This is a genomic window from Pseudomonas poae (assembly GCA_028869255.1).
Taxonomy (GTDB): domain Bacteria; phylum Pseudomonadota; class Gammaproteobacteria; order Pseudomonadales; family Pseudomonadaceae; genus Aquipseudomonas; species Aquipseudomonas poae_C.
On sequence record CP110972.1, the window covers coordinates 3,915,425 to 3,928,640 of the forward strand.

Sequence of the window (13,216 nt, forward strand, 5' to 3'; positions counted from 1 at the left end):
ACCTAGCTGTTTTGCTAGTTACTTAAATTTCGCCCACGCATTATCGTGTTCCCCTGATCCTTTTTTCAGAGCAGGGTACGAAATGGAATTCATCGAAAAAATCCGCGAAGGGTATGCGGCGTTTGGCGCCCACCAGACCTGGTACCGCGTCACCGGTGACCTCTGCAGCGGCCGCACACCCCTGGTGGTTATTCACGGCGGCCCCGGCTGCACCCACGACTATGTAGACGCTTTCAAAGACGTCGCCGCCAGTGGCCACGCCGTGATCCACTATGACCAACTGGGCAACGGCCGCTCCACCCACTTGCCGGACAAAGACCCGTCCTTCTGGACGGTCGAGCTGTTTCTGGCCGAACTGAACAACCTGCTGGACCACCTGCAGATCAGCGATAACTACGCGATCCTCGGCCAGTCCTGGGGCGGCATGCTCGGCAGTGAACACGCGATCCTGCAGCCCAAGGGCCTGCGCGCCTTCATCCCGGCCAACTCGCCGACGTGCATGCGCACCTGGGTCAGCGAAGCCAACCGCCTGCGCAAATTACTGCCCGAAGGCGTGCATGAAACCCTGCTCAAGCATGAAGCCGCCGGCACCTACCAGGACCCGGAATACCTCGCCGCCTCGCGGGTGTTCTATGACCACCACGTATGCCGGGTAAACCCGTGGCCGGAAGAAGTGGCGCGGACCTTCGCCCAAGTCGACTCAGACCCGACGGTGTACCACGCCATGAGTGGCCCGACCGAGTTCCATGTGATCGGCAGCTTGAAGGACTGGAAGTCGACTGGCCGCCTGTCGGCAATCAATGTGCCGACCCTGGTGATCTCCGGCCGACATGACGAGGCGACGCCGCTGGTGGTCAAGCCGTTTCTGGATGAAATCGCCGATGTACGCTGGGCGCTGTTTGAAGACTCCAGCCACATGCCCCATGTGGAAGAACGCCAGGCGTGCATGGGGACAGTGGTGAAGTTCCTGGATGAGGTGTGTTCGGTGCCTTACAAAGAACTCAAAGCCGGCTGAATCAATGTGGGAGCTGGCTTGCCGGCTCCCACATTTTCAGACCTCAGTCGTCTCAGGCTTGGGTGTTCTCTTCGGCGTATCCGCCACCAACGGAATCTCCCGCCCCTCAGCATCAAACAACTTGCCGCCGCTGAAATAATCCCCGTCACGCAGTTCCGACACATCGCGAAAGCACAAGCTGCGCTCGGTCCCCGCCACAAATACCGACTGCTGGTCCGAATTACCCGCCGTGAAATGGTTGAACGCCAGGTTCAGCAGGATCGCCATGATCGCCGACGAACTGATACCCGAGTGGAAAATGGTCGCGAACCAGCTGGGGAAGTGATCGTAGAAGCTTGGCGCAGCAATCGGGATCATGCCGAAACCGATGCTGGTGGCGACGATGATCAGGTTCATGTTGTTGCGATAATCCACCTTGGACAGGGTGCGAATACCGCTGGCGGCCACCGTGCCGAACAGCACGATCCCGGCCCCGCCCAGCACCGAGGTCGGCACCGCCGCAATCACCCGCCCCATAAACGGCAGCAGGCCGAGAACCACCAGGATCACCCCGCCCGTCGCCACTACAAAGCGGCTCTTCACGCCGGTAACCGCCACCAGGCCGACGTTCTGGGCGAACGCACTCTGGGTGAACGAACCGAAAATCGGCGCAAACATGCTCGACAGCATATCGGCGCGCAGGCCGTTGCCCAGGCGTTTGGAGTCGACCTTGGTGTCGATGATCTCACCCACCGCCAGGATATCCGCCGAGGTTTCAACCAGGGTCACCATCACCACGATGCACATGGAAATGATCGCCGCCACCTGAAAGGTCGGCATGCCGAAATGAAAGGGCGTGGGGAAACCGAACATCGGCCCCTGAGTCACGCCGGAGAAGTCCGCCATGCCCAGCAACACCGCGATTACCGTGCCGATCACCATCGCCAGCAGGATCGACAAGCGCGAGATGGTGGCGCTGCCGATTTTGCTCAATAGCAGCACCAGCGCCAGAGTCAGCGCCGCCAGGCCGATATTGGGCATGCTGCCAAAATCTGCCGCACGGCTGTTGCCACCCATGGCCCAGCGCGCCGCTACGGGCATCAAGGTCAGGCCGATGGTGGTAATCACGATGCCGGTGACCAACGGTGGGAAGAACTTGGTGATCCGCGAAAATACCGGGGTGATCAGCAGCCCGATCAGCGACGCGGCCATCACCGCTCCCAGAATCGCCGGCAACCCGCCGGCGCCGTCGCTGCCGACAATCGCCACCATGGTTGCCACACCGGCAAACGACACGCCCTGCACCAGCGGCAATTGGCAGCCGAAAAACGGCAGGCCAAGGGTTTGCAGCAGCGTGGCGAGGCCACCGGCAAACAGCGACGCGGCGATCAGCAAGCCGATATCCGCAGGCGACAACCCGGCCGCCTGGCCGACGATCAACGGTACCGCGACGATGCCGCCGTACATGGTGAGCACATGCTGCAGGCCGTAAGCCATGTTGGCGGCGACGCCGAGATTCTCATCTTCTGGCCGCTGCGGTGACGCCTTCGGGATAGTCATGGTGAGGGGTTCTCTGTTTTTGTTGTGCGAACACTGTATGCAATGTTTGGACTGGATGTCCATAGAGTTGTATACAATCAATCGAACAAGATACCCTCCGCTGGCGTTACAAAAATAATCCGGCCGCAATGAGCCAGGACGCCAAAGGACCTATAAAAATGAAAAAAGTATTACAGGGAGCCACCGTCGCCCTCACCCTGCTCGGCGGCGGGGAGGCTGTCGCGGTGGAATGGATGAACAACAGCGTAGGGTTTCGTTACGGGCAGCAGTTCACCAACCCCAACAACCCCGATGAATTCAGCAAGCGCATCTACAGCTTCACCCACGCCAGCGGTTACCGGTACGGCAGCAATTTTCTGAACCTCGATGTGTTCCTCTCCGACAGCCGCGACCCGCGCAAGGGCACCGACCACGGCGGCAGTGAGGTATACGCGGTGTATCGGCACCAGCTGTACGCCTCACGCGTGTTCGATATGCCGCTGGGCACCGGCCTGATCAAGGATTACGCGCTGACCCTGGGCTTCGACGCCAACCGCAACAACAACGTTGCGTCGGCGAAAAAGCGCGCCCTGGTGATCGGCCCGACGCTGAAATTCAACACCGTCGGTGTGCTGGACCTGAGCCTTATGTACTACAAGGAACGCAACCACACCGGTATCCCGGGTGCGCAGGAGTCGAACCACACCTTTGACGACACCTACCTGCTTAACCTGACGTGGATGCGCTCGTTCGAGATCGCCAACCATGCGGCGAAATTCCAGGGTTTTATCAATTACGTCGGGGAAAAGGGCGAGGACTACCATGGCCGTGACACCGCACCGGAAGCGCTGATGCGCACCGCGCTGATGGTGGCGGTGCGGCCGGGTAAAAGCGTGAAGCCAAACCTGTATCTCGGGGTGGGTTACGAGTACTGGCATAACAAATTCGGCGTGGACGGGGGCCGGGGTACCCGTACATCAACCCCGACGGTGAACATGGAAATAACCTTTTAACCCCTGAAGAAACCCAATCCAACTGTGGGAGCTGGCTTGCCTGCGATGCAGGCAACTCGGTGTATCAGCTACACCGAAGCGATGCTATCGCAGGCAAGCCAGCTCCCACATTTTTGACCGGACTGTCACTTCAGATTCGTTGCCAGTTCGCTACGGTCAGCCTTCGGCCGCGCCAGCCAGTAACCCAACACCGCCAACGGCGCGGTCGCCAGCATCACGATCACGGTAATCAGCAGCGGCTGCTCGAGCATCGACGACACCAACAGGCTGCTGAGAAAGCACAGGCCCAGTTGCAGGGTGTTTTGCAGCGCCGCCGCCTTGCCGGAATTTTCTGCAAACGGCATCAACGCATTCGCCACCACAATCGGGTAGCTGGCGCCATTGACCAGGGCCATCAGGCAGAACGGAATCAACAAGGTGGTGAGGGTCGGCACGGTCAAGGTCGCCACCAGGTACAACGCCACCATGCTCACGCAATAGGCCAGCAGCAACCAGGGCAGCAAGGTCTTGCCCTGAAAATGCTGCAAGGCGCTGCGGCAGCTGTAGCCGCCCACCAGAAACGCCAGGGTCGGCAGCACGTAGCTCAGGCCGATGTCATTCGGGCTGTAGCCCATATCGCCCAGGATGAACGGCGAGGCGGTGAGCCAGGCGAAGAAACTGGCCGAGCACGCGGCGAAGATCATCACATTGCCGGTGAACACTCGCGAGGTGAGCAACTGCCCATAACCAAGGCGCGAAGGTTCGTCCTCCCCTGCCGGACGTTTCGGCAGCTTGCGCAGGAACAAGGTCGGCAACAGCAACACCAGCGATACTCCCAGCAATACACCGAAAATCGCCTGCCAGCCGAAATGGTTCAGCACCATCGCCCCCAACAACGGCGCCAACGCGGGCGAGAGCGACATCAATGGCATGATGCTGGCGAATACACGATGTGCCTTGTCGGCCGGGTAACGGTCGATCACCAGCGCCTGCCAGCTCACGGCGGCGGAACACACGCCAATCGCTTGCATAAAGCGCAAGGCCAGCAACTGCGGCGCGGTCTCGACCCAGAACATCCCGGCGCAGCCGAGCACGAACAGGCTAAGGCCCGCGAGCAGGATCGGCTTGCGCCCCAGGCGATCGGACAACGGCCCCCACAGCAACTGCCCCACGGCAAAACCTGCGAGAAAAATACTCAAGCTGGCGCCCACCGCGCCTGCGCCAATCTGCAACTGCTCGCCCATGGCGCCGAACGCCGGCAAGTACATGTCCATGGCGAGATAACCGAGCATGCTCAGCCCTGCCAGATACCAGGTAAAACCAAAAGAATTTTTCATTGAAGCCTTGTAGATCCTGCCATCAAACTATTTGCTGACTGGCGCCCATTATGAAGCTGACAGATTTGGTGTGAAGCGATAATAATTGGACACTCTGATCAAATATTTTGAAGGCAACCGTCATGTGGTCCGAATACTCCTTGGATGTGGTCGATGCGGTAGCGCGCCACGGCAGCTTCAGCGCCGCCGCCCAGGAATTGCACCGCGTGCCGTCGGCCATCAGCTATACGGTGCGTCAGCTGGAAGAGTGGCTGGCTGTGCCGCTGTTCGTGCGGCGCCACCGCGATGTGGAGTTGACCCCGGCCGGGCGCCTGTTTATCGACGAAGCCCGTGGCGTGATGAAAAAAATGCTCGGCACACGGCGCTTGTGCCAGCAGGTGGCCAATGGCTGGAGCGGCCAGTTGAAGGTGGCGGTGGACTCCATCGTCAAACCCCAGCGCTGCCGGCAGTTGGTGCTGGATTTCTATCGGCAGTTTCCCGAGGTGGAATTGTTGCTGGAGTACGAGGTGTATAACGGCGTGTGGGATGCCCTGGCGGATGAACGCACCGATATCGTGATCGGCGCCACCAGCGCGGTGCCGGTCGCCAGCCACTTCACCTTTCGCGATATGGGCCTGTTGAACTGGCTGTGCGTGGTCAGTGCACGGCACCCGTTGGCGAGTGTGGACGGCTTGCTCAGTGATGACCAACTGCGCCCCTTCGCCTCGCTGTGCATGACCGACACCTCACGCAACCTGCCCAAGCGTGACACCTGGACCCTGGATAACCAGCGCCGGCTGGTAGTGCCCAACTGGGCCTCGGCCATCGACTGCTTGCGTGATGGCCTGTGCGTCGGCATGGCACCGGCGCATCAGGTGCTGCCGTGGATCGAGCGCGGCGAGCTGGTGGCGTTGCAACTGTCGCGCCCCTTCCCCGCCAGCCCGTCATGCGTGGCGTGGGCGCAGAACAAACTGTCCCCGGCGATGGCATGGTTGCTGGAGTATCTGGGGGATACGCCAACCCTGAATCAGGAGTGGCTGAATGGCCCCGATCGCTGAAAACCCCACATGTTGATCGGGTTTCAATCCAGTAGCCGGGTGATGGCCCTGACGATCATCTCGACTTCCTTGGGATCCAGCGTCAGCGGCGGCAGCAGGCGAATGACCTTGCCCCGCGTGACATTGATCAACAGTCCATGCTCCTGGGCAGCACGCTGCGCCAGGTCGCGGTACGGGCGGGCCAACTCGATACCGATCATCAAGCCCCGCCCGCGAATCGCCAGCACCTGCGGGTGCTCGCTCAACTCGACCCGCAACCGCGCCAGCAAACGCTCGCCCTGAACGGCAGCGTTGTGCAGCAAACCTTGCTCTTCGATAATCTCCAGCACGGTGCAGCCCACCCGGCACGCCAGCGGGTTGCCGCCAAAGGTGCTGCCGTGGCTGCCGGGGGTAAACAGCTGGGCCACGGCGGCCCGGGCTAGGCAGGCGCCGATGGGCACGCCATTGCCGAGGCCTTTGGCCAGGGTCATCACGTCCGGCACGATGCCTTCATGCTGGAAGGCAAACCAGGCGCCGGTGCGGCCGATGCCGGTCTGGATCTCGTCGAGCATCATCAGCCAGCCGTGGCGGGTGCAGTGCTCGCGCAGGGCCTTCAAATAACCGGCCGGTGCGGGCAGCACGCCACTTTCGCCCTGGATCGGCTCCAGCAACACCGCGGCGATCCGCGGGCCGAATTGCACGGTAATCGCCTCCAGTGCCGCCAGATCGCCAAAACCGACCTTGAGAAAATCCCCCGGCAAGCGCTGGAACCCCAACCGCACCGAAGGGCCATCGCTGGCTGCCATGGTGCCCAGCGTGCGGCCATGAAAGGCATTTTCCATCACCACCACCAACGGCTGCTCAACGCCTTTTTTCCAGCCGTGCAACCGCGCCAGCTTCAGCGCCGTCTCGTTGGCCTCGGCGCCAGAGTTGTTGAAAAAGGCGCGGTCCAGGCCGGATAACTGTGTCAGGCGCTGGGCCAGGCGCTGTTGCCAGTCGATGCTGTAGAGGTTGGAGGTGTGCAATAGCAAGCCGGCCTGCTCGCTGATGGCGGTCACCAACCGGGGGTGGGAATGCCCGACATTGGTCACCGCCACACCGGCCACCGCGTCCAGGTATTCGCGGCCCTGCTGGTCCCACAGGCGCGTGCCCAGGCCACGGGTAAAACTCAAGGCCAGGGGTTGGTAAGTGGTCATCAGGCAGGCGGCGGTCATGGTGGCGGGCTCCAGTGCATCGTTATGATGGCTGCAGTATCGTTAGCCACTCAAGCTGGATAAACTTCGCTTTACTGCAATGACTTTAAATCAGAGCTTGATAATGGACTTATTCCAGGCGATGTCGGTGTACGTAAAGGTAGTGGAGACCGGCAGCATGACCGCCGCCGCCCAGGCCTGTGGGATGTCGACCACCATGGTCGGCAATCACTTGCGCGCCCTGGAGCAACGATTGGGCGTCAGCCTGCTCAAGCGCACCACGCGCAAGCAAAGCCTCACCGAGTTCGGCGGGCAGTATTACCAGCGCTGCCTGGAAGTGCTGGGGCTGGTGGCCGACTCCGAGCAACTCGCCGAACAAGCCCACAGCGACGTGCCCAGGGGTACCCTGCGCATCACCGCCCCACCGGTATTCGGCACCGAACGCCTGACACCCGCCCTGAGCGAATTTTCCCAGCGTTACCCGCAGATCAACCTGTACGTAGAGCTGAGCAATGAGCGAGTGGACCTGGTCGACAGCGGGTTCGACGTGGCGATCCGGCTCGGCGAACTGGAAACCTCCAACCTGATCGCCAGGCCCATGCAGGCCTACACCCTCACCCTCTGCGCATCACCTGCCTACCTGGCACGACGTGGCACTCCGCAAACGCCCGATGACCTGCAGCATCACGACTGCCTGGCGTTCGCTTACCCTGCGACCGACAACTGGCGTGACACCGACAAACTCTGGCGCATGACCGGCGATGAAGGCGAGGTAGAGGTTCCGGTGTCCGGTTCATTGACCATCAATAGCTCGCAAGGCTTGCGCCAGGCGGCCGTAAACGGCATGGGCATCATCATGCTGGCCGATGCTCTGGTGCAACCGGACCTGGAGAGCGGCAAACTGGTGGCCTTGTTAACCACCTATCAACTGCCCAGCCGCCCCATGCATCTGCTCTACAGGCAGGATCGCTACCGCTTGCCCAAACTGCGCGCATTCGTGAATTTCGCCATGGAAAAATGGGCGCGCTAAAAGCTCACACCCAACTCGCGCAAGCGTGCAGCAGTGCGCTCGGCCGATACATGGTGAATGCCTTGCCAGCCAAGGGCAGCAGCGGCTTCGATATTGCCGACAACATCGTCGATAAACACCACTTGCGCCGGCTGGATATCCGGCAGGTGGGCGCGTACCTGAGCCAGGCTGGCGTGGTAGATCGCCGCATCCGGCTTGATCAGCTTCAGCTCGCCGGACACCACGATGTCGCGCAAACACTGGAGGAACGGGTAATTGGCGCGTGCGTAGGGAAAGGTTTCGGCGGACCAGTTGGTGAGCCCGAACAGTGGCATCTCGGCCCGATGCAGCGCCTCCAGAATCGCCACGCCTTCGGGCAGCGGGCCGCGCAGCATTTCGTGCCAACGGTCGTAATAGGCCTGAATCAAGGCTTCGTGATGCGGGTATTCGGCGATCAGGCTGCGCGTGCCATCGGCCAGGGCACGTCCGGCGTCCTGCTCGGTGTTCCAGGCCTGGGTGCAGATGTTATCGAGGAACCACTGCCGCTCGTGATCGTCGGCAATCAGCTTGCGGTACAGGTGCTGGGGGTTCCAATCGAACAGCACACCGCCGAAATCAAAAACTACAGCACGAATCGTCATCAGATCCTCCGTTAGCGTGGTTTGAACGCGAAGAGTCTGGCAGATAGGCGGGTAGAGTGGGAGCCGGAGTCACGCAAAACAACTGTGGGAGCGGGCTTGCCCGCGAAAGCGGTGGGTCAGCCAACACATTGGGTGCCTGACACTCCGTATTCGCGGGCAAGCCCGCTCCCACATTTTTTGACCGTGTTTAGGCTTGGACTAAACCATTGATCTTCACAGTCGGGTTCACGTCAGCGTCGTAGTCCACGCCGTCGATTTCAAAGCCGAACAAGCGCAGGAATTCAGCCTTGTAGCCGGCGAAATCGCTGATCTCGTTGACGTTGTCGTCGGTGACCTGGTTCCACAGGGCCGCCACGGCGTCCTGGACCTTCGGCTCCAGCTCGGCCAGGTCGGCACGCAGGCGGCCGTCGGCGTCAAGCTTGGGCTCTGTGCCATACAGGCTGTCCTTGAACAGGCCGTAGACCTGCTCGATGCAACCTTCGTGGGTGCCCTGCTCTTTCATCACTTTGAACAGCAGCGACAGGTACAGCGGCATGATCGGGATCGCCGAGCTGGCCTGGGTGACCACAGCCTTGAGCACCGACACACGGGCGTCGCCCTTCAGCGCAGCGAGGTTGTCGCGCAGGGTCAGGACTTTTTTGTCCAGGTCTTTCTTGGCTTCGCCGATGGAGCCGTTCCAGTAGATATCCTGGGTCAGTTTCTCGCCGAGGTAGGTGAACGCGGTGGTCTTGGCGCCTTCGGCCAGTACGTCGGCGTCACGCAGGGCGTCGATCCACAGCTGCCAGTCTTCGCCACCCATGACTTTCACGGTGCCGTCGATTTCTTCCTGGGTTGCGGGCTCAAGGGTGGTGTCGACTACAACGCCCTTGTCGGTGTTGATACCGCGCAGGGTCACGGCCTTGCCGATCGGCTTGAGGGTGGAGGTATGCACCACGCCTTGCGGGTCGGTACGGCGTGGCGCGGCCAGGCTGTAGACCACCAGGTCGATCTTGCCCAGGTCTTTCTTGATGGTTTCGATAGTCAGGCGCTTGATCTCGTCGGAGAACGCGTCGCCGTTGATGCTCTTGGCGTACAGGCCTTTTTCGACGGCAAACTTCTCGAACGCGGCGCTGTTGTACCAACCGGCGGAGCTCAACTTGCCTTCTTCGCCTTCTTTCTCAAAAAACACGCCCAGGGTGTCGGCGCCGCAGCCAAACGCAGCACTGATGCGCGCGGCCAGGCCGTAGCCAGTGGAAGCGCCGAGGACCAGCACCTTCTTTGGGCCGCCTTCGATGGCGCCGTGTTGAGTCACGTAGTCAATCTGTTCCTTGACGTTCGCTTCACAGCCAACAGGGTGAGCGGTCACACAGATAAAGCCACGAACCCGCGGTTTGATGATCATAAAAATTCTGCCTCTTCCAAGGTGCCGAAGGCCAATGGTGGCCATTCAACTTCAATCGTACCGGTCTATGACGTCTGAAAAACCGAAGCGTCACGATAGACGCAAATCTTCCGTTTACAAAATCCAATCCACACCAGCGTGGCAAGGGTTAAAAACGGTGTAAAGCCTTCACAATTTCGCACTATTTAAAACGCCCATCCGCCGCTGAACGCCTTATCATGGCGTAGTTGTTTCAATATGTTTCAAAACCCCCACCACTCGCAGCCAAGGACCCGGACCTGTCGAATGGCGTCCTGTTGGAGCTGAGTGTCATGAACAAGTCTGGCTTGCGTAAAAAAGCGATTTCGGTCGCCTGGGTATTCGGCGTACTGCTGATTATCGATGTGTTCCCCGAAACCACACTGGTGTTCCTGGGCCTGGTGCTGGTCTGCGGCATTTACGATTTCCTGCGCAACGGCCTGTATGACGCGCCCACGATCAAGAAATACTTCATCGGCAGCGGCCGCAACACTTGGCTGCTGGCACCATTCAACACCGTGTTCGACCTGCTGAGCTCGCGTAATCGTCACGTTTATACGCTGCACGACCTGCCACCCGCCTGGCGTGCAGACCTGCAACAGGTGATCAAGGATGCCATGGCCCATAAGGATGAAATCATCGGTTACCTGGACGAACGCATGGCCGAGAAGAAGCGCGGCATGCTGTTTTTCCAATGGTATGGACGGCCGATCGAGACCACGCTGGACATTCCGAAACTGCGGGAAAAACTGCCGTTCGTGAAGACCATCGGCGTGTCGGTGTTCAATGAAAACCGTTCGACCTCGTTCCACTTCGGCCCGCTGCGCATGATGTTCCGCGTGCTCTACAACATGGCCCCGGCGCCCCATCACGAGGGTGTGTACATTCAGGTGGGCAAGCACAAGCACTACTGGCACGACGACCCGCTGTTTATTTTCGATGACACGCTGATGCACGCCTCCTTCAATAAAAACGATGCGAAACGCTACTGCCTGTTTATCGACATCGTACGCCCGACCCCGCTGCCTGCGGTGCTCAACGCCGTGATCGCGGGGTTTGCCGGCATGGTCTTTACCCTGCGTCGGGTTTTCTACAAAAACTGGAAGCTGATTCAGTAAGTTCTGCGGCATGATGGTGCGAGACGGTATTTGCACTCGGCGTTGCGCCTGAGGTAAATAACTGTCTCGTGCGACCGAATTCGGCGCCACCATTCTCAAGCCATTGCGCCTCAAGGGGCGCGCTGGCTGCGCTTTCAAGGAATCAGAATGCCCCAACGTCAAGTCATCAATGCCTCCGTCAGCCCCAAGGGCAGCCTCGAAACGCTGTCCCAACGTGAAGTCCAGCAACTGAGTGAAGCCGGTTCCGGCAGCATCTACACCCTGTTTCGTCAGTGCGCACTGGCGATCCTCAACACCGGCGCGCATATCGACAACGCCAAGACCATCCTCGACGCCTACAAAGACTTTGAAGTGCGTATCCACCAGCAGGATCGCGGCGTACGCCTGGAGTTGCTGAACGCACCGGCCGACGCCTTCGTTGATGGCGAAATGATCGCCAGCACCCGTGAGATGCTGTTCAGCGCCCTGCGCGACATCGTCTACACCGAGAACGAACTGGACAGCCAGCGCATCGACCTGAGCAACTCCCAGGGCATCACCGACTACGTATTCCACCTGCTGCGCAACGCCCGCACGCTGCGCCCGGGCGTCGAGCCGAAAATCGTGGTGTGCTGGGGCGGGCACTCGATCAATACCGAAGAATACAAATACACCAAGAAAGTCGGCCACGAACTGGGCCTGCGCAGCCTCGACGTGTGCACCGGTTGCGGCCCTGGCGTGATGAAAGGTCCGATGAAAGGCGCGACCATTTCCCACGCAAAGCAACGCATTACCGGCGGCCGCTACCTGGGCCTGACCGAGCCGGGCATCATCGCTGCCGAAGCACCCAACCCGATCGTCAACGAGCTGGTGATCCTGCCGGATATCGAGAAACGCCTGGAAGCCTTCGTGCGCGTCGGCCACGGCATCATCATCTTCCCGGGCGGCGCCGGTACGGCCGAAGAGTTCCTGTACCTGCTGGGCATCCTGATGCACCCGGACAACCGTGACCTGCCGTTCCCGGTCATCCTCACCGGGCCGAAACACGCCGCGCCGTACCTGCAACAATTGCACGCGTTCGTCGGCGCCACCCTGGGCGAGGCCGCACAGGCGCACTACCAGATCATCATCGACGATCCGGCCGAAGTGGCGCGCCAGATGACCGCCGGGCTCAAGGCGGTGAAGCAGTTCCGCCGCGAGCGCAACGACGCGTTCCACTTCAACTGGCTGCTGAAAATCGACGAGGGTTTCCAGCGCCCGTTCGACCCGACCCACGAGAACATGGCCAGCCTGCAACTGAGCCACGCACTGCCGCCCCATGAGTTGGCAGCCAACCTGCGCCGTGCGTTCTCGGGCATCGTGGCGGGTAACGTCAAGGACATGGGCATACGACTGATCGAACAGCACGGCCCGTACGAAATCCACGGTGATCCGGCCATCATGAAGCCGCTGGACGAACTGCTGCAGGCCTTCGTCGCCCAGCATCGCATGAAGTTGCCGGGCGGCGCGGCGTATGTGCCGTGTTACCGGGTGGTGCAGTAATCAGTCAGCGCTGTACTGCCACACATTTGATTTCCACCAGCAAACCGGGATGCGCCAGTTCGGACACGCCAATCGTGGTCCAGGCGCAATGCCCGCGTGGGAACAGGCGGTTTTTCACCTCGCGAAAAACCGCCATGTGTTGGCGCATGTTCACGTGGTAGGTGGTCATGTCCACCACGTCTTCAAAGGTGCACCCCCCTCTTCCAATACCACCCGCAGGTTGTCCCAGGCGGCAATGAATTGCGCCTCGGGGTCTTCGATCACCGCCAGTGCCTGCGTGCGGCCAACTTGCCCTGCGCAGTAGAGCGTCTTGCCGACCTTGACGGCGGGCACATAGCCCGCGCGCTCGACAATCGGGAGCATGGCGGGCGGGATGATCAGGTGGCGGTCAGTCATATGCAGTATCTCTTTTCAGGTACTTTGCGGCGTGTCGACGGGAAGAAACGGGCTATCTTTT

General features: G+C 60.5%; 11 protein-coding genes and 1 pseudogene. 6 read left to right on the forward strand and 6 right to left on the reverse strand.

From position 1 onward, the window contains the following. The first annotated feature begins 82 nt into the window (after nucleotides 1-82). Complete coding sequence (locus LRS56_17635) at nucleotides 83-1,015, forward strand: proline iminopeptidase-family hydrolase (GenBank protein WDU60693.1); 933 nt, start codon at nucleotides 83-85, stop codon at nucleotides 1,013-1,015. A 36-nt stretch (nucleotides 1,016-1,051) separates the two neighbouring features. Here LRS56_17635 and LRS56_17640 read toward each other — a convergent pair whose 3' ends face one another. After that, complete coding sequence (locus LRS56_17640; protein ID WDU60694.1) at nucleotides 1,052-2,554, reverse strand: nucleobase:cation symporter-2 family protein; 1,503 nt, start codon at nucleotides 2,552-2,554, stop codon at nucleotides 1,052-1,054. A gap of 158 nt (nucleotides 2,555-2,712) precedes the next feature. Between LRS56_17640 and LRS56_17645 the strand changes: the two genes are divergently transcribed. Next, a complete protein-coding gene (locus LRS56_17645) occupies nucleotides 2,713-3,546 on the forward strand; it encodes a nucleoside-binding protein (GenBank protein ID WDU60695.1) in 834 nt (277 codons plus the stop codon). 125 nt (nucleotides 3,547-3,671) lie between these two features. Here the strand turns inward: LRS56_17645 and punC are convergent, their stop codons facing one another. Then, nucleotides 3,672-4,862, reverse strand: a complete 1,191-nt coding sequence (gene punC / locus LRS56_17650) for a purine nucleoside transporter PunC (GenBank protein WDU60696.1) — start codon at nucleotides 4,860-4,862, stop codon at nucleotides 3,672-3,674. 122 nt (nucleotides 4,863-4,984) lie between these two features. Here punC and punR point away from each other — a divergent pair, with 122 nt between their 5' ends. Further along, entirely contained in the window at nucleotides 4,985-5,899 is a 915-nt protein-coding gene (gene punR, locus LRS56_17655) for a DNA-binding transcriptional activator PunR (GenBank protein WDU60697.1), read from the forward strand. A gap of 23 nt (nucleotides 5,900-5,922) precedes the next feature. On the opposite strand, the gene LRS56_17660 is transcribed toward punR, so the two are convergent. Then, nucleotides 5,923-7,092 carry an aspartate aminotransferase family protein gene (locus LRS56_17660; GenBank protein WDU60698.1) on the reverse strand — a complete coding sequence of 390 codons (1,170 nt, stop codon included), beginning with the start codon at nucleotides 7,090-7,092 and terminating at the stop codon, nucleotides 5,923-5,925. Nucleotides 7,093-7,195: 103 nt separating this feature from the next. Here LRS56_17660 and LRS56_17665 point away from each other — a divergent pair, with 103 nt between their 5' ends. Next, entirely contained in the window at nucleotides 7,196-8,101 is a 906-nt protein-coding gene (locus tag LRS56_17665; protein ID WDU60699.1) for a LysR family transcriptional regulator, read from the forward strand. On the opposite strand, the gene LRS56_17670 is transcribed toward LRS56_17665, so the two are convergent. Then, the gene (locus LRS56_17670) at nucleotides 8,098-8,721 is read right to left on the reverse strand and encodes an HAD family phosphatase (GenBank protein ID WDU60700.1); all 624 of its coding nucleotides are present in this window, start codon (nucleotides 8,719-8,721) and stop codon (nucleotides 8,098-8,100) included. The genes LRS56_17665 and LRS56_17670 overlap by 4 nt on opposite strands. Before the next feature lie 187 nt (nucleotides 8,722-8,908). After that, nucleotides 8,909-10,102, reverse strand: a complete 1,194-nt coding sequence (locus LRS56_17675; GenBank protein ID WDU60701.1) for a trans-2-enoyl-CoA reductase family protein — start codon at nucleotides 10,100-10,102, stop codon at nucleotides 8,909-8,911. 311 nt (nucleotides 10,103-10,413) lie between these two features. On the opposite strand from LRS56_17675, the gene LRS56_17680 reads away from it, so the two are divergent. Together LRS56_17680 and ppnN are read left to right on the forward strand one after the other, a co-directional pair. Further along, nucleotides 10,414-11,238 (forward strand): aspartyl/asparaginyl beta-hydroxylase domain-containing protein, encoded by an 825-nt coding sequence (locus tag LRS56_17680; protein WDU60702.1) that lies wholly within the window; start codon nucleotides 10,414-10,416, stop codon nucleotides 11,236-11,238. 147 nt (nucleotides 11,239-11,385) lie between these two features. Then, nucleotides 11,386-12,759, forward strand: a complete 1,374-nt coding sequence (gene ppnN, locus LRS56_17685; protein ID WDU60703.1) for a nucleotide 5'-monophosphate nucleosidase PpnN — start codon at nucleotides 11,386-11,388, stop codon at nucleotides 12,757-12,759. Between the two features lie 4 nt (nucleotides 12,760-12,763). Here the strand turns inward: ppnN and LRS56_17690 are convergent. After that, nucleotides 12,764-13,155, reverse strand: a pseudogene (locus LRS56_17690) (RidA family protein). Nucleotides 13,156-13,216 lie beyond the last annotated feature (61 nt).